Raw genomic sequence first — 20936 nt, forward strand, 5'->3', positions numbered from 1 at the left:
CTCAGCAGGCAATGGTCTTGGCGCTCGCCAGGCGTTCGATGTCCTCGCGTGTCAGGCCCAGCTGCCGCGTCAGGACATCGGCGGTGTCCTGCCCGATGGCCGGGGCGGCGGTGCTGGTGCCGTGTGCGCCGTCGAACGCCGCCGGCAGGCCGGGCGCCAGGTATTCGCCCACGCCCGGTTGGTTTAGCACGGAAAAGACTGGATTGGCAGTCACTTTCGGGTCGGCCGCGGTCTCGGCGAAGGTGCGGTACCGTTCGAACAGCACGGTCGTGCGGGACAGCGTCGCGGTGACCTCGTCGGCGGTATGCTCGGCGAACCAGGTGGCGAACAGGCCGGACAGCACGTCGCGGTACCGGTACCGGTCCCCTTCGCTGGCGAAGTCCACGCCCAGCGCGTCGGCCAGCGCCGACACCGCGGCACCGGTACCGGTCGCCTCGACCAGGTCGCGAAAGTGCCTGCCGGTCAACGTGACCACCATGAATCGCGCCCCGTCGCGGCTGGTGAAATCCTGGCCGTACTGGCCGTAGATGGCGTTACCCAGACGTTGCCGCTCGGTACCGGTCACCTGCGGCTCGGTCAGCAGCCCGAGATTTCCGGCGGTGGCCAGCGCGACGTCTTCCAGCGCCAGGCTGATCCGTGCACCCACCCCGCAGCGGTGGCGGCGGTGCACCGCGGCGACCACGGACAGTGCGGCATACAGCCCGCAGCAGACATCCCAGGCCGGTAACACGTGGTTGATCGGACCGGCGTGATCGCGGGGTCCGGTGACGAGCGGGAACCCGACGCCGGCGTTGACGGTGTAGTCCACACCGGTGGAGCCGTCGCCCCGGCCGAGCAAGTGCACCGTGATGACGTCGGGGCGTTTTTTCGCGAGTTGCTCATGACGCAGCCACGACAACCCCGCGGCGTTGGTGACGACGATGCCGTCACCCTCGGCGATGAGCCGGGTGACCAGTTCCTGGCCGTCCGCCGAGCGCAGGTCGATGCTGACCGAACGCTTGCCCTTGTTCAGCCCCGTCCAGTAGATCGACGTACCGCCCGGGGCCAGTGGCCAGCGCTGCACGTCGGCGGCGCCACCGATAGGATCGATCCGAATGACCTGGGCGCCAAGCTGATTCAGCGTGAGCCCGCACAGGGGCGCGGCGACGAAACTGGATACCTCGACAACGGTGAGACCGGCGAGCGGCGCTCCGGGACCCATGGCTAGGCGACCCGTTCGAAAACCGCGGCGAGCCCCTGGCCGCCGCCGATGCACATGGTCTGCAGTCCGTAGCGCGCCTGGCGACGGTGCAGTTCGCGTGCCAGGGTGGCCAGCATGCGCCCGCCGGTGGCACCCACCGGATGGCCCAGCGAGATCCCCGAACCGTGCACGTTGGTCCGGTCGAAATCCGACGGCCCGAAGCGCCACTCCCGGGTCACCGCCAGCGCTTGCGCGGCAAAGGCTTCGTTGAGCTCGATGACGTCGATGTCAGACAGCCGCAGACCGGCCTTGGCCAGCGCGACCTCGGTCGCCGGCACCGGGCCGATCCCCATGATGTCGGGTGCGGTGCCCGCCAGCCCCCAGGACACCATCCGGACCAACGGAGTCAGGCCGGCATCGGTCGCCTTGTCCGGGGTGGTCACCACACACATGGCGGCGGCGTCGTTTTGCCCGCTGGCGTTGCCGGCCGTCACCGTGGCTTGCGGATCATCGTCGAGCAGAACGGGTTTCAGTTTGCCCAACGACTCCACCGAAGTGTCCGCGCGGGGATGCTCATCGGTGTCGACGATCTGCTCACCCCTTCGGCTCGGCACCGCGACGGGAATGATCTCCTCGGCCAGCACGCCGTCGCGCTGCGCGGCCGCGGCGCGTTGATGCGACCGCACCGCCAACTCGTCCTGCTCCTGGCGGGTGATGCCGTACCGGCGGCGCAGGTTTTCGGCCGTCTCGAGCATTCCACCCGGAACCGGATGGTTGCGGCCGCCGGCGGTCGTGCGTCCGCGCGCCAGGCCGTCGTGCACCCGAACACCGGTGCGAGCGCCGCCCCACCGCATGTCGGTGGAATAGAAGGCGACGTTGCTCATGCTTTCGCACCCCCCCGCGACGACGAGGTCGTGGGCGCCGCTGCCCACCTGCAGACCGGCCTGGATGACGGCCTGCAGTCCGGACCCACACCGCCGGTCGACCTGCATGCCCGGCACGGTCACCGGCAACCCGGCGTCCAACGCCACCACGCGTCCGATCGCCGGGGCGTCGCTGTTGGGATAGCAGTGCCCCAGGATTACGTCCTGCACGGCCTCGGGGGCCAGCCCGGTGCGCTGCAGTAGTCCGTTGAGCGCCGTGACGCCGAGGTCGACGGCGCTCAGCGCGGTGAACATGCCGCCGTAGCGTCCGATCGGCGCGCGGACGGGTTCGCAGATGACGACGTCGCGCATCGCGGTCACAGGTGCCGGCCGCCGGTGATTTCCAGGACGGTGCCGGTCATGTACGACGACAGATCCGACGCCAAGAACAGCGCCACGCTGGCGACCTCGCCGGGTTCACCAGCGCGGCCCATCGGCACCTCGGCGACCTTGGCGTCCCAAATACGTTGCGGCATCGCCTCGGTCATGGCGGAGCGGATCAGCCCGGGGGCGATCGCGTTCACCCGGATGCCCAGATAGGCCAGCTCTTTGGCGGCGGCCTTGGTCATGCCCACGATGCCGGCCTTGGCCGCCGAGTAGTTGGTCTGGCCGATCATGCCGACCTTGCCCGACACCGAGGACATGTTGATGATCGCACCCCGCTTGTTCTCCCGCATGATCGCGGCGGCCAGCCGGGTGCCGTTCCAGGTCCCCTTCAGATGGACGTTGATGACCTGATCGAACTGCTCCTCGGTCATCTTGCGCATCGTCGCATCACGGGTGATTCCGGCGTTGTTGACCATGATGTCGAGGCCGCCGAACTGGTCAACCGCGGTCTGCAGCAGGGACTCGACCTCGGCCGCCTGCGTCACGTCGCAGCGGACCGCGACGGCGACCCCCGCACCGTTCGCGTCGTTGTCCAGTTGCTTGGCCACGGCCTGGGCCGCCTCCAGGTTGACGTCGCCGAGCGCCACTCGTGCGCCTTCGGCGACGAAGCGTTGCGCGATGGCCAGTCCTAATCCCTGCGCACCGCCGGTGATCGCCGCGGTCTGTCCTTCCAACAACCCCACTTGCCCACCCATCCTTCGCTGTTCGCGCTGTTGTCGCTCGCTGATGTCGCCGGCCGGCCGCCTCCAGCCAAATATCGTATTTGATATAGGATTCTGCTCTGGACCGGGGTGGCCCCCGATTCGGAGAGGAGCGTGGACCCCATGGTCGCCGCCGACGTCGCCGCCGTGTCGGATGAAGATTTCCGCGAAATCCTCGCCCAGACAAGGCAATTCGTCCGTACTGCCGTCGTCCCGCGCGAGCAGGAGATTCTCGACGAGGATCGGGTCCCCGACGACCTGCGCGACGAGGCCAAGAAAATGGGCCTGTTCGGCTACGCGATTCCGCAGGCATGGGGCGGCCTCGGGCTGAGCCTGAGCCAGGACGTCGAGCTGGCGATGGAGCTGGGCTACACGTCGCTGGCCGTGCGTTCGATGTTCGGCACCAACAACGGCATCGCCGGACAGGTTCTGGTCGGGTTCGGCACCGACGAACAGAAGGCCCGGTGGCTGGAGCCGATCGCCTCCGGCGACGTCGTCGCCTCCTTCGCCCTGACCGAACCCGGCGCCGGATCGAACCCGGCCGGACTGCGCACCAAAGCCGTTCGCGACAATGAAGATTGGGTGATCAACGGGCAGAAGCGCTTCATCACCAACGCTCCCGTCGCCGATCTGTTCGTGGTCTTCGCGCGCACCCGCCCCGCCGATGATCACGGTCCGGGCATCGCCGTCTTCCTGGTGCCCACCGACACCGCCGGGGTCGAAATCGGCCCCAAGGACGCCAAGATGGGACAGGAAGGCGCGTGGACCGCCGACGTCAATTTCACCGACGTTCGCGTCGGATCCGCGGCACTGGTCGGCGGCAGCGAAGACGTCGGCTACCGCGCCGCGATGACCTCGCTGGCCCGCGGGCGGGTACACATCGCGGCGCTCGCGGTGGGTCTCGCCACTCGGGCGCTCGACGAATCCGTCGCCTACGCCGCGACCGCCACCCAGGGCGGCGCGGCCATCGGAAGCTTCCAGCTGGTCCAGGCAATGCTGGCCGACCAGCAGACCGGGGTGCTGGCCGGGCGTGCGCTGGTGCGCGACGCCGCACGGCTGTGGGTCACCGGCGAGGACCGTCGCATCGCGCCGTCGGCCGCCAAACTCTTCTGCACCGAAATGGCCGGCAACGTCGCGGATCTCGCGGTCCAAATCCATGGCGGCAGCGGGTATATGCGCGGTGTCGCCGTGGAGCGGATCTACCGCGACGTTCGGCTGCTGCGGTTATACGAGGGCACCAGCGAGATTCAGCGTCTGATCATCGGGTCGAACCTCGTCAAGGCCCGAGCCACCACCACGAAGGAGCGTTGATGGCAGGCAAACTCGAGGGCAAGGTCGCCTTCATCACCGGGGCGGCGCGCGGCCAGGGCCGCGCGCATGCGGTCCGGCTGGCGCAGGAGGGTGCCGACATCATCGCCGTCGACATCGCCGGCAAGCTGCCGCCCTGCGTTCCCTATAGCCCCGCCACCGAGGAGGACCTCGCCGAAACCGTCCGCCTCGTCGAGGGCACCGGCCGCCGCATCCACGCCTCGATTGCCGACACCCGTGACCTGACGGCGCTGCGCAAGACCGTCGACGAGGCGGTGGCCGTCCTGGGGCGGCTGGACATCATCGTGGCCAACGCCGGCATCGCGGCGCCACAGCCGTGGCACGAGATCACACCCGAAGACTTCGCCGACGTCCTCGACATCAACGTGACGGGTACCTGGAACACGGTGATGGCCGGCGCGGCCAAGATCATCGAGGGCGGCCGCGGCGGCTCGATCATCCTGATCAGCTCGGCGGCCGGGGTCAAACAACAGCCGTTCATGGTGCACTATACCGCCAGCAAGCACGCGGTCACCGGCCTGGCCCGGGCCTTCGCGGCCGAGTTGGGCAGGCACTCGATCCGGGTCAACAGCGTGCACCCCGGCCCGGTGAACACGCCGATGGGCTCGGGCGACATGGGCGCGGCGGTGGCCCGCGCCATGGAGACCAACCCGCAGCTGGCGCACGTCCTGACGCCGTTTCTGCCCGACTGGGTCGCCGAACCCGAAGAGATCGCCGACGCGGTGTGCTGGCTGACCAGCGATGAGTCGCGCAAGGTCACCGCGGCGCAGATCCGCATCGACCAGGGATCCAGTCAGTACTGATACGGCGGTACTAACCTCGAGCACGTGCACCGCCGAACAGCGATGCCGAAGGCAAACCCACAACCCGGGGTGAGCAACCCAGCGAGGTGCCGAGCGGGCCGCTGCCGCAACGAATTTCGCGCTGACAACGCCCGCCGTATTGCCCTCGTCAAGACGCAAATCCGCTGGTCATCACGGCGAAGGTTATGTGATGTACATCACTTCGTAATCGAACGTGCTGGGCGACACACCTACCCGGTGGAGCAAAACACTAAGTAACTCTCTTATTCTTTCAACATGGGACGGTCCCAATTGTCGATAGACGCTGTTAAGCCACTAGCGGCTGACATCAACGATTACGTGTCCGCGGACGGCAACATCGTCCTGCCGGACGGGTTGACGCTGACCTCGTTCTTCGATCAGAACCGGGCGGCGTTCGGTGATCGCCCGTCGTACCGGTTCATCGACTACGCGAAAGACCAGGATGGCCGCGTCCTCGAGCTGAGCTGGAACGACCTGTGGACCCAGGTGCGCTCGATCGGCGCCCGACTGCAGCAAGTCGCCAAGCCCGGCGACCGGGTGGCCATCCTGGCGCCGCAAGGCCTGGAGTACGTGGCGTCGTTCTTCGCCGCCGTCCACGCCGGCAACATCGCGGTGCCGCTGTTCGCCCCGACACTGGCCGGTCACACCGAGCGGCTCACCGCCGTGCTCGCCGACGCCCGGCCCGCGGTGGTGTTGACGACCACCGCCGCGGCCGAGTCCGTGCGGGAATCGCTGCGCGCGCATCCGGTGGTCGGACGGCCCCGGTTGATCGCCGTCGACGCGATACCGGCATCGCTGGCCTCGATGTTCACCGAGCGCACGATCGGCACGGACGACATCGCCTACCTGCAGTACACGTCGGGGTCGACGCGCAGTCCCGCCGGCGTAGAGGTCACCCACCGCGCCGTCTGCACCAATGTGCTGCAGATGATCCTGGCGGGTGATTTGCACCGCAACACCCACAGCGTGAGCTGGTTGCCGCTCTACCACGACATGGGACTGATCATGATCATGTTCCCGGCGTTGTGCGGCGGCGAGTACCTCACGCTGCTGGATCCCATGGCGTTCGTGCGCCGGCCCTTCCGCTGGATCAAAGAACTGAGCGCCGAGGCCGCCAACGGCCCGACGTTTGCCGCCGCACCCAACTTCGCATACGAGTTGACCGCCGAGCGCGGACTCCCCCCGGCCGGCGTGACGATCGACCTGCACAACGTCGTCGGCCTCCTCAACGGCTCCGAACCGGTCACGATCGCGGCCATCGAAAAGTTCACCAAGGCGTTCGAGCCCTACGGCCTGCCCGCCACCGCGGTCAAACCCTCCTACGGGATGGCCGAGGCGACGCTGGGTGTGGCCAGCACCCCGCCGCACGAGGGGGCGCGGTGGGTGTACCTCGACCGTGTCCAACTGGCCGCCGGCCGCGCGGCGACGGTCGAGCCGGACGCCGAGAACGCGGTCGCCTACGTCTCCTGCGGATACCCGTTCCGGGATCTCTGGGCGATAATCGCCAGCCCGGACGGGAGTGAGGTGCCCGATGGCACCGTCGGGGAGATCTGGTTGCACGGCAACAACATCGCGCGCGGGTACTTCGGCCGCGAGGAAGAGTCCCAGCGTACGTTCGCCAACAAGCTGCAGTCCCGGCTCGAGGAGGGCAGCCACGCCGAGGGCGCCCCCGACAACTGCTACTGGCTGGCCACCGGCGATCTCGGCGTGTACATCGACGGCGAGCTGTACCTGACGGGCCGGATCAAGGACCTCATCATCATCGATGGGCGCAACCACTACCCGCACGACATCGAGACCACGGTCAGCAACTCGTCGAACGCCATCCGGACGGGCTACGTCGCCGCCTTCTCGGTTCCGGCCGACGGCCAAAGCGGCGGCCCGGTCGAGCAGCTGGTCGTCGTCGCCGAACGTGCGGCGGGCGTCGGGCGCGCCGATCCCGAGGCGATCGCCGCAACCGTTCGGGCCGCGGTTTCACGCGAGCATCAGGTTCGGTTGGCCGACATCCGGCTGGTGGCCGCGGGAACGATCCCCCGCACCACCAGTGGCAAGCTGGCGCGCAACGCGTGCCGGGCGGAATATCTGGCCGGCCGGTTCAACCGGTAATCCGGCTTCACCCGAGCAGTTCCAGCGTTCCCAGCTCGCGGATGGCTCGGCAGCCGCGACGGAGCATGGCCAGCACCATGTCGTCGCCGCGTTCGGTGCTGGCGGCGAAGGCAAACCCGAGAGCGGAGATGAGCAGCGCCTGCGGCATGCCCAGACGGTAATCGCGCCAACAGCTTTCCCGGTCGTAGTCGGTGACGCCGTAACCCACCAAAGCCCGGTGATAGTCGCCGACGAGGTCTTTCTCGATCGCCAGCCGCAGCTTTGAATTCAGGCTCGTCGCCGCGAAATACGCCAGATCCCGGGCGGGGAGGCCGACGCCGAGGGTCTGCCAGTCGACCACGCTCACCCAGGAGTGAGCCGGGTCGAACAGCAGGTTGTCGAGTCGGTAGTCACCGTGCAGCAATGCATACCGGTCCCGCTCGGTGAACAGCCAGGGCGTCACCAAATCCATTGTGTTGGTAAGTGTTTCGCGATCTTCGGCACTCATCCGATCACCCAGTTTCGCCAGGGTGATCTCGGCGCTCATCTTCGCCACGTCGCCGAGCCCCTTGGCGGCCGCCTCGTCCGGACGGGGAAACGCCAGGCCGGGCAGGTCCAGCCAGGCCGGATCGCACCAACTCGGCCCGTGCAGCCCGGCCAGTGCCACCACCGAAAGCCGTGCCTGCTGCGCGCCGCACCCGGTGATCTGATCGCCCTGCACCGCCGGGGCCTGATCGGCGAGCAGCAGCGCGTACTCCGTCGCGTCGTCGGAGATCTGGCAGAAGTAACACCTCGGCGTCGGGACCCGGACCCGCTCGGCCACCGCGGTGTAGAACGCGCATTCACTGCGGTAGCCGATGACCACGCGGTCCCGCACGGCGTCGTCCTGGGCGGGCAACTTGATCACGAAAGTTTCTGGCAGCGCACCGGGATTGGCGGCATACCGTGCCGTCACCCGGTAGGTCGCGCCGGTCTGCCCGGTGCCGATGGCCACCACATCGACTCCGGACACGTCGACCGGCCCGCGCACACGCAGCGCCGCGGACAGCCATTCGGGTGTCACATCGCCGGGATACCGCGGAATCGAGACCATAAGAAACCACGCCTCCAGGACTTCACCGACGGACTGACGGCTCAACTGTAAGGCATTCGGCAACGCCCGCGGGCCAGGCCCTATTCGGCGCCGATGTGCCAGTCCGCGGCCTCGTGCTGCTGCCGCCAGAATTCGCTGAAACGGCCACCCACGGCGAGCAATTCATCGATCGAACCGTCCTCTACGACGCGTCCGCCGTCGAGGAACAGGACGCGGTCGGCGTGGCGGATGCTGGCCAATCGATGGGCGACGATCACCCGGGTACGCGCCCGCGGGTCGGCCGTCAGCGCGTCCACCACAGCAACCTCGTTCTCGGTGTCCAGGGCACTGGTGGCTTCGTCGACCAGCAGCACCGGAGCGGGCTTGAGCAACGCCCGCGCGATGCTGACCCGCTGCCGCTCACCGCCGGACAGCGCCGAGCCCGCCTCGCCGACGACCGTGTCCGCGCCGTCGGGCAGCCTGCCGATCAGCTCGTCGACCCGGGCCAGGGCGACCGCCCGATCGAACTGGTCCTCGCCGGCGGTGGGGTGGCCGGCGAAGACGTTGTCGCGGATGGTGCCGTGGAAGAGGTAGGGGTGCTGGAAGACGACGCTGCTGGTCCCCCGCCGCGCGTCGGCACTCAGCGTGGCGGCATCGACGCCGTCGATGACGACGCGGCCGCGGGTCGGTTGGTACAGGCCGGCGATCAGCGCCAGGATGGTGCTCTTTCCGGAGCCCGACGGCCCGACGATGGCGGTCGTGGTTCCCGGCTGCAGGGCGAAGCTGACGCCGTCGAGCACCGGCGCGGCGCCGCCGTCGTAACCGAAGGCAACGTCGTCGAGCTCGATGCGGACGCCGCCGGTGCCGCCGGGCAGGCCGGCCGATCCGGACACCACGGTCGGCGCGGTGAGCACGCCGCGGATCCGGTCGAGGGTGGCCCGGGTGCTCTCCAGCGCCGGCGCCAGCTCGCTGACCGTGGTGAACGGCTCGAGGTAGCGCACGATCACCACGATCAGGGCGACCGCCTCGGCCACCGTGAACGTGCCGCGCACGGTCAACACCGCGGTGGTGCCGGCCAGCGCGATCAGGGCGAGCTGGCTGGCGACGCTGAACAACAGCTGGCCCGGGATCTGCATGGCGAGCAGACGCATGGTCGCGGTGTGCTGCGCGGCCACGGCGGAGCCGACCATGCTGCGGGCCGGCTCGACGCGTCGCGCGGCGCGCAGCGCTTGCTGGGTCCGCGCGAACTCGATGATCCGCTCGGTCAGGGTGGTGTTGGCCGCGCCGGCGGCGGCATCGGCACGCCGCGTCAACCGCACCGCGGCCCACAGGGCCCCGAGCAGCAGCGGCACGCCGGCCAGCGCCACGACCCCCAGCTGCCAGGAGATCGGCAGCAGCGCCAGGGCGACGACCGCCGGCAGCAGCACGGCGGTGGTCAGCGGTGTCAGCAGGTTGACCACCAGGCCGACGAGTTCGGGACCGGTCGCGGCGATGGCCTGGCGCGCCATCGCGGTGTTCTCGGAGCCGAACCAGTCCAGCCGGACCGCCGGAAGGCGTTCTGCCACATCGTGTTGCGAGTGATCCAGCACCGCGAAACCAAGCTCGAAGCCGATCCGCGCGATCATCGCGTCGACGACCCAGCCCGCCACCGTCGCCGCCGTGAGCCAGCCCAGCCACGCCAGTGCGCGGTGCGGTGTCGCGCTGAACAACGCCCCCACCAGCGGGACGAGCAAGACCGTGCCGACCGCGCGGATGACGACCGACACGAATGCGAGCGCCAGGTAACCGTCGACCTTGGCACGGCGGTCCGGCGGAACGAGGCGTATCCAGGTGCGGATCATCGCGCGCCCTTTGACGCCGCCCCGGTGACGGCGGCGGATTTGCCCCGCCCGGTGTCCCACAACCGGCGATACCGCCCGTCGGCGGCAACCAATTCCTCGTGCGTGCCCCGTTCGGCGATGCGGCCGTGATCGAGCACCACGATCTGGTCGGCCCGGGTGATGGTGTGCAACCGGTGCGCGATCACCAGCACGGTCCGATCGTGAGTCAGTCCATTAAGTGCTTGCTGCACAAGATATTCCGATTCCGGGTCGGCGAATGCCGTGGCCTCGTCGAGGATCAGGATGGGGGTATCGGCCAGGATGGCGCGGGCGATCGTCAGCCGCTGCCGCTCTCCCCCTGACAGCGTGGCCGCCGCGCCCAGCATCGTGTCGTAGCCGTTCGGCAGCCGCAGCACCCGATCATGAATCTGCGCCTGGCGCGCGGCGGCCTGAATCTGGTCGAGGGTGGCGTCCGGGACGGCCAGCGCGATGTTCTCCGCGACCGTGCCGTGCACGAGCTGGGTTTCCTGCAGCACAAACCCGACCCGCGAGTAGAGTTCGTCCGCGGTCAACGACCGGATATCTTGTCCGTCAACGTAAATCGCGCCGTGCTCCACATCGTGGAAACGGGCCAGCAGCGCCGCGAGGGTCGACTTACCCGATCCGGACGGGCCGACGAGCGCGGTCACCGTGCCGGGGCGCAGCTCCAGCGACACCTCCCGAATCACCGGCACGCCCGGACGATAGCTGAATCCGACGCGGTCGAACACCACCGTGGCCCCGGCGCCGGGGCCGGTCGGCCGTTCGCGCACCGCGAGTTCTTGTTCATCGAGCGCGACTTGCAGACGCCGGGCGGCCAGCAGGCCGCCACGAATACCGCCGAGCCCATAGGCGATGCCGAGCAGCCGGACGCCGAAGGTGGTGCCCAGCAACAAGAACGGCAGCAGGTTGACCGGGTCCATCCGGTGCGAGACCACCAGCAGGGTGCCCGCGAGCGTGATCAGCCACAGGAAGGTGGACGGGCGGGTGGCCAAGTCCATCGCGGCTTTCTTGCCGGCCAGCGGGCGCTGCCACGCGACCAGGAACCCGACGTACTCGTCCAGCCGGCGACGGAAGTTGGACGCCGCGGCACCCCCGAAGACCCGGATCACCGGCTGGCCCTCGAGGTAGGCACCGGCTTCGCCGTTCATGCGTTCGGCCCAGCGCTGGGCCTGCACGATGCGGGGACCGGATTGAATCGTCAACGCCGAGGTCATCACCAGGTAAACCAGTACCGGACTGAACAGGACCAGCGCCACGCGCCAGTCGACGGCGAACAGGTAAACCAGCACCGCAACCGGGGCGACGACCGCGTTGACCGCATCGGGGATGGCGTGGGTGACAAGATAGTGCAGCGCGAGCGTGTCGTCGCTCAGCAGCTGCTTGATCGCGCCCGATCCGCGGGCGGTGAACCATCCCAGGGGCAGGCGGGACATCTTGCCCAGCAGCCGCGAACGCAGGTCGCTCGCGAAGCGTGCGTCGATGACGTGCAGCCACAGGGTCAGGGCGGCACCGAGCACCGTCCCCACCGCCAGCAATACGACGGCAGCGATGCCGACCTGCCACAACCGGGCCGCAGATTCCCCGGATACCAGCCGCCGGGCCAACTCCGCCAGCAGCACGAACGGGGCGAGCTGCACGAGGGTGATCACGGCCTGCAGCACACCCGAGACGATCAGCGCCGACCGCAGCGGCGCGAGCAGCCGGCCCGCGGCCTGAGCACGCCAGCTACCGCGGTTGGCCGGCACTTCGACGGTCGCCGGGGACGCGGCGACGGACGTATGCCCCTGGGCCGCAATGGTTTCGGCGGGTTCGGCGGGTTCGGTGGGTTCTGCGAGCACCCCTGTTGGCGCCTGCGTCTCGGCGGGGTTCGTCTCGCCGCCACGGGTGATGCCCATCTCGCGGCCGGCGCTCCAATACGCCTGCGCGTGCACCTCGGACTTGGGGAACCCGAACGCATCGCGCAGGCGCTTGCGGACGCTCTTCAACGTGGCGGCCTCGGGCGTCGCCCAGGCATACCAGTCCGACCAGTCCCGCGCCTCGATCGCCTCGGCCAGGGACTTGTCGTCGCGACGGACGACCCAATGCACGCGCAGCCGCGGATGCCGGGCTATCGGTATCGACGGGTCGTTGCTGTCGTGCTGTTCGAGGTACATCTCGATCGGAACGTCATCGGGAACCGTGCCGATGATTCCGTTCATCCCCGGTATCGAGGCCGAATCGCCGATCAGCAGGTAGCCGGCCGGTTGCTCTTCGGGTCGGTCGAATCGCGACGCGCCCATCAGCGACATCACCGCGATCGTGGCGCCGGGTTCGACCGTGCGTGCCCAGCCCGACGCCGGACCGGCGGGCTCGTGCAGCACGACGTCGATCGCAAAACGTCCGGTGGACGCGTCGGCCTCGGAAATCGTGTAGGCGCGCTGGAACTCGGTGTCCGAGCCCTTCGGATCCGGAAACCAGAACCGCAACCACGCCGCCGGCTCGGCCTCGGCGTCTTCGAACAGCGTCGCCGACTCCATTCGGATCCGCACGAAATGCGGTGCGATCCGCTCGGTTTCGAGGACCGTCGCGACGTGGTCGCGCGCCCCGAACCCGCGCAGTATCGCGCCCTGGAACCCGCGTGCCATCAGCGGTCCTCTCCCGCGGCGAGATGGTCCGCCACGACCTCGACCCGAACTAAGGGTTGCCTTACCATAGCTGATGGCCGATGCCGGGTCGAGGTTGCGGGTGCGCCACCGCGGCGCGGGCCCGTCAGGCGGCCCGTGGACCCCCGTGCAATTCACGCAGCGCGGTCCGCAGACCCCGTCGTTTGCCGGTGCCGGGGTCGACGAAGCTCGCGCGCAGACCATCGCGCACCCGAAACTTCAGCTCGGAGCGGGTCTCCGGGGCGTCGTCGGGTGTCGCGGTGAGCAGATGATCCGGCAGTGCGAGTTTCAGGATGGTCCAAAACGACTGAGAATATTGGCGGCCGAGCGAGCCCGTGGTGTAGGGCAGGTCGTACTTTTCGCACAGCGCACGTACCCGCACGGCGATTTCGGCGTAGCGATTGCTGGGCAGATCGGGGAACAGATGGTGCTCGATCTGATAGCACAGGTTGCCGCTGATGAACGCCATCAGCGGGCCGGCGTTGAAGTTGGCCGACCCAAGCATCTGGCGCAGATACCACTCCCCGGGGGTTTCGTTTTCGAACTCCTCGACGGTGAACTTCTCGGCACCGTCCGGGAAATGGCCACAGAAGATCACCATGTACGCCCAATAGTTGCGGATCAGGTTGGCCGTGAGGTTGGCCTTCAGCGTGTGCTTCCAATTCGGCCCGGTCAACGCCGGAAACACCAGGTAATCCTTGCCGGCCTGCTTGGCCACCTTGGTGCCGATGACGCGTAGATCCTTGCGCGCTTCGGCCCAGGTCTTTTCTTTCTTCCGAAGCTTTTTCGACTCGATGTGGTGCAGGGCGACGCCCCACTCGAACAGCGTGCCGAGCAACAAATTATAGATGGGGTTGCCCAAATAATATGGCTCCCAAGGCTCGTCGCGAGTGACGCGCATGATCCCGTAGCCGACGTCGGCATCGAGGTTGACCACGTTGGTGTACTTGTGGTGCACGAAGTTATGCGAATGCTTCCACTGCACGGTCGGGCAGGTGGTATCCCATTCCCACTCAGTGGAGTGGATCTCCGGGTCGTTCATCCAGTCCCATTGACCGTGGATAATGTTGTGTCCCAGCTCCATGTTCTCGATGATCTTGGCCATCGCCAGCATTGCGGTTCCGGCGATCCACGCCACCCGGTTTCGGCTGCCGAACAGGGGATTCGTCCGCCGGCGGCCAAGGCTCGCTGCAGCTTGATGGCCCGGCGGATATAGCGCGCGTCGCGCTCGCCGCGCGATTCCTCGATCTCGGCCCGGATCGCGTCCAGCTCGTGGGCAAGCTGTTCGACGTCCGCGCTGCTCAGATGGGCGTATTCCTTGATGTCGGTGATGGCCACCGGGTCCCCCTCAGATCTTGATGGTGCAGTCTCCCGATGCCGTGGAGATGCAGGTTTGGATGCGGTCGCCCTCGCGATGTTCGGTCCCGGAACGAAAATCGCGGACGTAACCAGACTCCAGCGGCAGTACGCAGGTCTGGCAGATGCCCATGCGGCACCCGAATGGCATCTGGATGCCGACTTTCTCCCCGGCCTCCAAAAGCGATGTGGCACCGTCGATCTCGACGGTCTTGTCCGATATCGCGAAGCGAACCGTGCCGCCCTCGCCGCCCTTGTCGGTCGCGGCGATGGTGAAGCGCTCGAGGTGCAGCTGGTCATCGCGACCCACGTCCTTCCATACCCGCTCGACGGCGTCGAGCAGGGCGGCCGGCCCGCATGCCCAGGTGGGGCGGTCCTGCCAGTCGGCAACGACGTCGGCGAGCCCGTCGAAATCGAAGTGCCCGGCGGTTTCGGTGAGGTGCAGGTGAAGCCGGTAGCCGGGCTGGCGTGTTTCGAGCTCGCGCAGCTCGTCGTGAAATATCACGTCGTCGGTGGTGGGCGCGGAGTGAATGTGCACGACGTCGGGACCGTGCCCCCGGGACTTCAGGGTGCGCAGCATGGCCATCACCGGCGTGATTCCACTGCCCGCCGTGACGAACAGGATCTTCGCCGGTGGCGGGTCCGGCAGCGCGAATTCGCCCTTCGGCGTGGCCAATCGGACGATCGTGCCGGGTTGCACCCCGTTGACCAGGTGGGTGGACAGAAAGCCCTCCGGGGTGGCCTTGACGGTGATAGTGATGTTTTTGTTGGCGCGCCGTGGAACCGAGGTCAACGAATAGGACCGCCAGTGCCAGCGGCCGTCGATCCGCAATCCGATGCCGACGTACTGGCCCGCCCGATATTGTCTGGCGAAACCCCAGCCGGGTTTGATCGTCACGGTCGCCGAATCCGCGGTCTCGGGCTGCACGGCCACGATGAGGCCGCGCAGCTCGCGGGCCGACCATAACGGGTTGAGCATCTTCAGGTAGTCGTCGGGCAGCAGCGGTGTCGTGGCCCGCGCGGCGAGCCCGCGGGGCACGTTGACCCAGGATCTCGCGGCGGCGACACCTTGCGTCGGCGCCTTCGTCCATCGTGTCAAGGTGTGTAGCGCAGAACTCATCGTTCGTCTCAGCGATCCGGTCGGATGTGCCGCGGCCGGCCGACGCGCGGCTCCTCGACGGCTACCCCGGCGCCACCGTTCGCTAAACACTTGTTCGCCGAAAAAGCGGCGGTGCGGCTCTCACACGGGTGCGCAAGGGGGGACTCGAACCCCCACGTCCGAAGACACTGGAACCTAAATCCAGCGCGTCTACCAATTCCGCCACTCGCGCCTGGGCCCTGCGATCTTAACGCCAGGCCGGCACCGCAGGCTCGCTTTGGCATGCCTCCTTGGCCGAGCGGCAAAGCCGCTCCGGTAATGTCAGCAAACGATGAACGGAGCAGCGAGCAGCCATGCCGACGGCGCCTTGACTCGGGTATTGAAGCGCGAACGCAAGGATCTTTCCGACGATGTCCGTCGCGTCGGGGCTCTTCCCGTCCCCGTGCTGGATCCGCCCTACGCCATGCGAACGGCGGTGAGCGACGACGCAGAAATGGTGTCGGAGTGGATGAATCGCCCCCACTTGGCCGAGACGTGGGAGTACGCGTGGCCCACCGCACGCTGGCGTCAACATATCGAGGCGCAGCTCGAGGGCACCTACTCGTTGCCGTTGATCGGCACGGTGCGCGGCAGCGAGTGCGCCTACCTGGAGATCTACTGGGCAGCAAAGGACATGATCTCGCGGCACTATGACGCCGAACCGCACGACATCGGGCTGCACGCCGCGATCGCGGACCTGCCGCTGGTCAACCGGGGCCTGGGTCCGCGGCTGCTGCCGCAGATCGTGGCGAGTGTGTTCGCCCGGGAGCCCCGCTGTCGGCGGATCATGTTCGACCCCGACCACCGCAACACCACGGTCCGCCGGTTGTGCGACTACGTGGGATGCCGCTGCCTGGGTGAGCATCAGGCGCCGAACCGCCGCATGGTGCTCTACGCGTTGGAGCGCACCACCCAGTCCGCGTAGCCGGCATGGTCGGGCTTCATCCCGGCCGCGACCAGCTCCCACAGCACCTCATCGGTGCCGCCGCCGACCCGGGCCAACTTCATGTCCCGCCATACGCTGCCGAGCGGTGTTTCGTCGACGAGGTAGCCCGAGCCGCCGAAGATGTGCATGCACTCGCCGATCACCTCTTCGCCGAGCCGAGCCGCGGTGACCTTGATACCCGCGGCCGCACGCAGATCCAATCGGCCTTGCGCGGCGATGCCGTGTAGGGCGTAGCGCAGCTGGTCGACGCGTGCCTGCAGGTCCGCCATCCGCAGCCGGAGCGCCTGGTGCTCGAACAGCGTCTGACCGAATTGGCGCCGAACCATCATGCGGGCCAAGGTGATCCCGATCACCCGCTGACACGACGCCGCAACCTGGCCGGCGATCGACATTCGTTCGTGGGCCAATCCCCAACTGATGGCGGCCAAGCCGGTGCCCGCCCGGGCGACCAGCGCGTCACCCGGCACCCAGGTATCGATGTGGACCGCGGCGGTGTCCAGCGGTCCCGCACCCACCTTGTTGTAGGGCTGCCGCACGTCGACATCCTTGGTCGGCACCGCCACCACCACGACGTTGCCGTGCCGGCTGGACGCGTCGTGATCGACGCTGCGGGCCACTACCAGGATGTGGTCGGCAATGGGTGAAAGCGAAACGAACTTCTTGATACCGCGGACGTGGTAACCGTCGTTCCGCGAGCGGACCTCGGTCTCGACGATCTGCAAATCGGAGCCGCCGGATTCTTCGGAGGCGCCGACGCACAGCACCACCTCGCCCCGAATCGCGCGCTCGCACACGTCTTTCAGGTAATCCGACTTGCCGAACCGTCGCAGCACCGCGATGGCGGAATCGTGCAGGCTCACCCCGACTCCGATCCCGGCGGATGCCAGGTGACCCAACGCCAGTGCAAGTTCGACGAGCTTGCCGACGTCGGGCTGGGCCTGATCTGTCCACTTGGTGGCGAAGACACCGCGGGCTCCCAGGTATTCGATCAATTCCCGTGGAAACCGTTGCCGCGCTTCGGCTTCCGCTGTCCACGCAGTGACGCGCTCGTCGAACACGCCGGCGAGCAGGGTGCGATAGTCCGCATCGAAGATGGGCTGGTCCGCCGCGGCCACGTCAGTCCACCAGCTCAAGTGAGCGCCGGACCTCCAACCGCCGCAGTTTGCCCGAGGAGGTACGCGGCAGCGATCCCGGTGACATGAAGACCACGTCGGCCGGCACGATGCCGCACACCGACGCGATGCGTTGAATCATCTCGGTGCGTGCCTGTGTCTCGTTGTCGCCGCGGAACTCCGCCGCGACGATCAGGCCGGGGCGGGCGGACCGGGCGCCGGTGCCCAGCGCCACCACACCGCCTTGCCGGACACCGTCGACCTGGGCCGCGACCAGTTCGATCTCGGTCGGGAAGATGTTGCGCCCGGCAATCGAGATGATCTCCTTGGCCCGTCCGCAGACCACCAGGCCGCCGTCGTCGAAGAACCCCAAATCCCCGGTGGGAAACCAGTCCTCGCGATCGATGGGCGTCCGACCCAGGTAGCCGTCCATCATCGACGTGCCGCGGATCTCGACCTCGCCGATCTCGCGATCGGTCGTGGCATAGCGATCGGTGGCCACCACCCGGATCTGCATGCCCGGGATCGCGTCCCCCAGAATGGCGTACTCGTGCGGGCCGCTGTCGTCGGCGACGGTGGCGAACCGCAGTCCCGCGCCGGGGGACGGCAGTGCCACCGCGCAGGTGGATTCGGCCAGGCCGTAGGACGGCGCCAGGGCCCCGGCGTCGAGCCCGAACGGTGCCATCGCCTCGGCAAAGCGCCCGAATCCCTTGCAGTCGACCGGTTCTCCACCGTTGATCGCCACCCGCAGCGCGCCGAGATCGACATCGGACACCAGCGCCGCATACTTGCCCAGGATGTTGTAGGCGAGGTTGGGCGCGGCGGTGATCGTCGCGCGGCTGGCCGAGAGCCACCCCAGCCAATTGAACGGCGACGCGGAGAACGCCGCCGGCGACGACACCCACAGCGGCAGACCCGCCAACGCCGGGGCCAGCACACACGTCAGTCCCATGTCGTGAAACAACGGCAGCCAGGAGCACACCACATCGCGGGACGCATCCAGGCCGAACCGTTGCGACAGTCCGCGCATGTTGCTCAGCACGGCGCCCGCCGAGAGCATCGCGGTCTTCGGTGATCCTGTCGATCCCGCCGTGCCCTGCAGAATGGCGTGGTTGGCAGTTTCGACCCGGGGCAGTCCCGCTGCGGACCGGCTGGCGCGGGCCGCCGTGGCCAGCTGCTCGACGGTAATACCCTCGGGTGCAACATCTTTCAGTGCTGCCAGGTCCGATCCGTGGCTCAGCACGGCGCCGACGCCGAGAGAGTCGAATCGGGTCAGCGTCGCGGTCGCCCACTGGCGCAGTTCGGCGCCGCGGACCGGCCCGGGCAAGATCGACACGGCCGCGCCGGTGAGCCACGCGCCCTGGATCGCGGCGATGAATTCGATGGTGGGCTCGCCCACCAGCCCGACGGCGCCGGGCCGATCATGATCGAGCAGCCAGGCCGCGATTCCCTCGGCCAGCCCGTGCACCTCCGGCCACGGGCACCGGCGCCACTGCGCGATCTCCCGGTCGAAAACGGCCAAGTCGGCGGTGGCGGTCTGCATCGACCGCGTCATCGCCGCCGCGAGTTCACTCATTGCGGGATTTCGCCGCGATGGCCGCGTCCAGATCGCCGACGGTGTCGCAGGCCAACAGTTCCTCCTCGGACAACACCACGCCGAGACGTTCTTCGATGGCGACCATGCCGACCGCGAATGCCACCGAGTCGAGTCCGACGTCGTCGATCAACCGCGCCTCGGGGCGCACCCGGCTCATATCGACGTTGAGGTCATCACGCAGAATATTTTGCAGCGCGGCTGTCACCGCGGCAGAGGAGCCCATGGCGACCGACCATACAGGTTGTCAGTAAGGTTAGGCTAGCCTACTCAACCAAGAGTTTTGCCACGCGCACGGCGCCCGGCGACGGCGGCTGTCAGCGGTGCCAGGCTCGCGGTACCGTCGAGGGGTGTCCGGCCAGCCCCATCATCGGCGCCAGCACCGGCCCGCGCTGATCGTGCTGGCCGTCGTCGCAGCCTGCGGGTGCCTGGCCCTCGGCTGGTGGCAATGGACCCGATTTCAGTCGCCGTCCGGCACCTTCCAGAACCTCGGCTACGCTCTGCAGTGGCCCCTGTTCGCATGGTTTTGCCTCTACGCCTACCGCAACTTCGTCCGCTACGAACAGGCGCCGCCGCAGCCGCGTCACGCCGGCGCGGCCAGCGAGATCCCGGCCGGGCTGCTTCCCGAGCGGCCCAAGCCCACGCCGCAACCAGCCGACGATCCCGCGCTGCGGGAGTACAACGCTTACCTGGCCGAGCTCGCCGCCGCAGATGCCGAAAAACAGAACAGGACCACCGCATGACCACGCCCGAGCCCCCCGCGGCGGTATCCGCCGACCGGATCCGCCCTGCCCTCCTCGGCTACCGGATCATGGCGTGGACGACCGGTCTGTGGCTGATCGCCCTGTGCTACGAGATCGTGTCGCACCTTGCGTTCCACCACGAGATCCGGTGGATCGAGGTGGTGCACGGCTGGGTGTATTTCGTCTACGTGCTCACGGCCTTCAACTTGGCGATCAAGGTCCGCTGGCCGATCGGGAAGACGATCGGGGTGCTGTTGTCCGGCACGATCCCGTTGGCGGGCATCATCGTCGAGCATTTTCAGACCAAGGACATCAAGGCGCGCTTCGGGCTTTAGGTTCGAGCCAGCTCGCGCAGCGCCGGCAGCAGCAGGCCCAGGGCGCGGCCCCGGTGTGAGGCCGCGTCCTTGTCGTGCGGGCTCAGTTCCGCCGCGGTGCGACCCCCGAATTCCGGGCCGTCCGGAACGAAAACCGGGTCGTAGCCGAACCCGCCGTCACCGCGCGGCTGCCGGGCGATCGCGCCCGGCCACTCGCCGCGGACGACCAGCTCCCCGTGGGCCGACACCAGTGCGCAGGCGGACACGAACGCCGCGGCGCGGCGCTCGTCGGGCACCTCACGCAACTGAGCCAGCAGCAGCGCCGTGTTGGCGGCGTCGTCCCCGTGTACGCCCGCCCAGCGCGCCGACAGCACACCCGGCATGCCGTTGAGTGCGGCCACTTGCAAACCCGAGTCGTCGGCCACCGTGGCCAAGCCCGTGGCCGCAAACGCATCGCGCGCCTTGGCCAACGCATTGTCCTCGAACGTCGCGCCGGTTTCGGGTGCCTCATCGAAGGGCGTCACGTCGTCGAGTGACACCAGCGTGAGGGTTGTCAGCCCGGCACCGTCCAACACCCGACGCAATTCGGCCAGTTTCTTGCGGTTGCGGCTGGCGACCAGCAGCCGGGTCACCGGTTGCCCCATCGACTCATATGTCCCCGTTCGTTCGACACCGGCCCCCGTGCCCGGCGCCGGGAATGCCGCGCGATGTCCAGATGTTTTGCCGCT

General features: G+C 68.0%; 17 protein-coding genes, 1 tRNA gene and 1 pseudogene. 6 read left to right on the forward strand and 13 right to left on the reverse strand.

Translation table 11 applies throughout. The features are described from left to right. Position 1: 1 nt before the first annotated feature. Genes AWC25_RS15325 through fabG form a run of 3 tightly spaced genes read right to left on the reverse strand, consistent with a single transcriptional unit; the run spans position 2 to position 3185 of the window. Entirely contained in the window at positions 2 to 1201 is a 1200-nt protein-coding gene (locus AWC25_RS15325) for a CoA transferase (protein ID WP_069398763.1), read from the reverse strand. A gap of 2 nt (positions 1202 to 1203) precedes the next feature. After that, a complete protein-coding gene (locus tag AWC25_RS15330) occupies positions 1204 to 2415 on the reverse strand; it encodes an acetyl-CoA C-acetyltransferase (RefSeq protein WP_142278866.1) in 1212 nt (403 codons plus the stop codon). Positions 2416 to 2420: 5 nt separating this feature from the next. Then, positions 2421 to 3185 (reverse strand): 3-oxoacyl-ACP reductase FabG, encoded by a 765-nt coding sequence (gene fabG, locus AWC25_RS15335; protein WP_085167040.1) that lies wholly within the window; start codon positions 3183 to 3185, stop codon positions 2421 to 2423. Positions 3186 to 3314: 129 nt separating this feature from the next. Here fabG and AWC25_RS15340 point away from each other — a divergent pair, with 129 nt between their 5' ends. From AWC25_RS15340 to AWC25_RS15350, 3 genes are all read left to right on the forward strand, one after another. After that, positions 3315 to 4502 (forward strand): acyl-CoA dehydrogenase family protein, encoded by a 1188-nt coding sequence (locus AWC25_RS15340; RefSeq protein ID WP_085167041.1) that lies wholly within the window; start codon positions 3315 to 3317, stop codon positions 4500 to 4502. Then, a complete protein-coding gene (locus tag AWC25_RS15345) occupies positions 4502 to 5323 on the forward strand; it encodes a mycofactocin-coupled SDR family oxidoreductase (protein ID WP_069398759.1) in 822 nt (273 codons plus the stop codon). The genes AWC25_RS15340 and AWC25_RS15345 overlap by 1 nt, the downstream gene beginning before the upstream one ends. A gap of 276 nt (positions 5324 to 5599) precedes the next feature. Further along, complete coding sequence (locus AWC25_RS15350) at positions 5600 to 7450, forward strand: fatty acyl-AMP ligase (protein ID WP_069398758.1); 1851 nt, start codon at positions 5600 to 5602, stop codon at positions 7448 to 7450. Between the two features lie 7 nt (positions 7451 to 7457). On the opposite strand, the gene AWC25_RS15355 is transcribed toward AWC25_RS15350, so the two are convergent. The 6 genes and pseudogenes from AWC25_RS15355 to AWC25_RS15380 form a co-directional block, all read right to left on the reverse strand. Then, entirely contained in the window at positions 7458 to 8522 is a 1065-nt protein-coding gene (locus tag AWC25_RS15355; protein ID WP_069398757.1) for a phosphotransferase family protein, read from the reverse strand. Between the two features lie 80 nt (positions 8523 to 8602). After that, positions 8603 to 10342 carry an ABC transporter ATP-binding protein gene (locus AWC25_RS15360; RefSeq protein ID WP_085167078.1) on the reverse strand — a complete coding sequence of 580 codons (1740 nt, stop codon included), beginning with the start codon at positions 10340 to 10342 and terminating at the stop codon, positions 8603 to 8605. Further along, positions 10339 to 12987, reverse strand: coding sequence for an ABC transporter ATP-binding protein/permease (locus tag AWC25_RS15365; RefSeq protein ID WP_085167042.1), 2649 nt, complete (start codon positions 12985 to 12987; stop codon positions 10339 to 10341). Before AWC25_RS15365 ends, AWC25_RS15360 begins: the two co-directional genes overlap by 4 nt. A 124-nt stretch (positions 12988 to 13111) precedes the next feature. Then, a pseudogene (locus tag AWC25_RS15370) lies at positions 13112 to 14343 on the reverse strand (fatty acid desaturase family protein). 10 nt (positions 14344 to 14353) lie between these two features. Beyond that, complete coding sequence (locus AWC25_RS15375; protein WP_085167043.1) at positions 14354 to 15481, reverse strand: ferredoxin reductase; 1128 nt, start codon at positions 15479 to 15481, stop codon at positions 14354 to 14356. A gap of 129 nt (positions 15482 to 15610) precedes the next feature. Beyond that, positions 15611 to 15692, reverse strand: a tRNA-Leu gene (locus AWC25_RS15380). A 99-nt stretch (positions 15693 to 15791) separates the two neighbouring features. Here AWC25_RS15380 and AWC25_RS15385 point away from each other — a divergent pair. Continuing rightward, positions 15792 to 16424: a GNAT family N-acetyltransferase gene (locus AWC25_RS15385; RefSeq protein WP_069398754.1), complete on the forward strand. Its 633-nt coding sequence runs from the start codon at positions 15792 to 15794 to the stop codon at positions 16422 to 16424. On the opposite strand, the gene mbtN is transcribed toward AWC25_RS15385, so the two are convergent. Genes mbtN through AWC25_RS15400 form a run of 3 tightly spaced genes read right to left on the reverse strand, consistent with a single transcriptional unit; the run spans position 16391 to position 19377 of the window. After that, on the reverse strand, positions 16391 to 17539 hold the full coding sequence (gene mbtN, locus AWC25_RS15390) for a mycobactin biosynthesis acyl-ACP dehydrogenase MbtN (protein WP_142278867.1): 1149 nt from the start codon (positions 17537 to 17539) through the stop codon (positions 16391 to 16393). The genes AWC25_RS15385 and mbtN overlap by 34 nt on opposite strands. Positions 17540 to 17561: 22 nt before the next feature. Beyond that, positions 17562 to 19133, reverse strand: a complete 1572-nt coding sequence (mbtM, locus tag AWC25_RS15395) for a long-chain-fatty acid--ACP ligase MbtM (RefSeq protein ID WP_085167045.1) — start codon at positions 19131 to 19133, stop codon at positions 17562 to 17564. After that, positions 19126 to 19377, reverse strand: a complete 252-nt coding sequence (locus AWC25_RS15400) for an acyl carrier protein (protein WP_069398751.1) — start codon at positions 19375 to 19377, stop codon at positions 19126 to 19128. Before AWC25_RS15400 ends, mbtM begins: the two co-directional genes overlap by 8 nt. 124 nt (positions 19378 to 19501) lie before the next feature. On the opposite strand from AWC25_RS15400, the gene AWC25_RS15405 reads away from it, so the two are divergent. After that, positions 19502 to 19894, forward strand: coding sequence for a hypothetical protein (locus AWC25_RS15405; RefSeq protein ID WP_085167046.1), 393 nt, complete (start codon positions 19502 to 19504; stop codon positions 19892 to 19894). Beyond that, positions 19891 to 20229: a DUF3817 domain-containing protein gene (locus AWC25_RS15410; protein WP_069398749.1), complete on the forward strand. Its 339-nt coding sequence runs from the start codon at positions 19891 to 19893 to the stop codon at positions 20227 to 20229. The genes AWC25_RS15405 and AWC25_RS15410 overlap by 4 nt, the downstream gene beginning before the upstream one ends. Here the strand turns inward: AWC25_RS15410 and AWC25_RS15415 are convergent. Further along, the gene (locus AWC25_RS15415) at positions 20226 to 20852 is read right to left on the reverse strand and encodes a non-canonical purine NTP pyrophosphatase (protein WP_142278868.1); all 627 of its coding nucleotides are present in this window, start codon (positions 20850 to 20852) and stop codon (positions 20226 to 20228) included. The two genes, AWC25_RS15410 and AWC25_RS15415, sit on opposite strands and share 4 nt — an antisense overlap. Positions 20853 to 20936: the final 84 nt, after the last annotated feature.

Origin of the sequence: Mycobacterium sherrisii (assembly GCF_002102355.1) — a bacterium.
Classification (GTDB): domain Bacteria; phylum Actinomycetota; class Actinomycetes; order Mycobacteriales; family Mycobacteriaceae; genus Mycobacterium; species Mycobacterium sherrisii.

Bases quoted from the DNA above. Each gene is read 5' to 3' on its own strand.
- AWC25_RS15325 (WP_069398763.1), bottom strand. From the start codon at position 1,201: ATGGGTCCCGGAGCGCCGCTCGCCGGTCTCACCGTTGTCGAGGTATCC.
- AWC25_RS15330 (WP_142278866.1), bottom strand. From the start codon at position 2,415: ATGCGCGACGTCGTCATCTGCGAACCCGTCCGCGCGCCGATCGGACGC.
- fabG (WP_085167040.1), bottom strand. From the start codon at position 3,185: ATGGGTGGGCAAGTGGGGTTGTTGGAAGGACAGACCGCGGCGATCACC.
- AWC25_RS15340 (WP_085167041.1), top strand. From the start codon at position 3,315: ATGGTCGCCGCCGACGTCGCCGCCGTGTCGGATGAAGATTTCCGCGAA.
- AWC25_RS15345 (WP_069398759.1), top strand. From the start codon at position 4,502: ATGGCAGGCAAACTCGAGGGCAAGGTCGCCTTCATCACCGGGGCGGCG.
- AWC25_RS15350 (WP_069398758.1), top strand. From the start codon at position 5,600: ATGGGACGGTCCCAATTGTCGATAGACGCTGTTAAGCCACTAGCGGCT.
- AWC25_RS15355 (WP_069398757.1), bottom strand. From the start codon at position 8,522: ATGGTCTCGATTCCGCGGTATCCCGGCGATGTGACACCCGAATGGCTG.
- AWC25_RS15360 (WP_085167078.1), bottom strand. From the start codon at position 10,342: ATGATCCGCACCTGGATACGCCTCGTTCCGCCGGACCGCCGTGCCAAG.
- AWC25_RS15365 (WP_085167042.1), bottom strand. From the start codon at position 12,987: ATGGCACGCGGGTTCCAGGGCGCGATACTGCGCGGGTTCGGGGCGCGC.
- AWC25_RS15375 (WP_085167043.1), bottom strand. From the start codon at position 15,481: ATGAGTTCTGCGCTACACACCTTGACACGATGGACGAAGGCGCCGACG.
- AWC25_RS15385 (WP_069398754.1), top strand. From the start codon at position 15,792: ATGAACGGAGCAGCGAGCAGCCATGCCGACGGCGCCTTGACTCGGGTA.
- mbtM (WP_085167045.1), bottom strand. From the start codon at position 19,133: ATGAGTGAACTCGCGGCGGCGATGACGCGGTCGATGCAGACCGCCACC.
- AWC25_RS15400 (WP_069398751.1), bottom strand. From the start codon at position 19,377: ATGGGCTCCTCTGCCGCGGTGACAGCCGCGCTGCAAAATATTCTGCGT.
- AWC25_RS15410 (WP_069398749.1), top strand. From the start codon at position 19,891: ATGACCACGCCCGAGCCCCCCGCGGCGGTATCCGCCGACCGGATCCGC.
- AWC25_RS15415 (WP_142278868.1), bottom strand. From the start codon at position 20,852: ATGGGGCAACCGGTGACCCGGCTGCTGGTCGCCAGCCGCAACCGCAAG.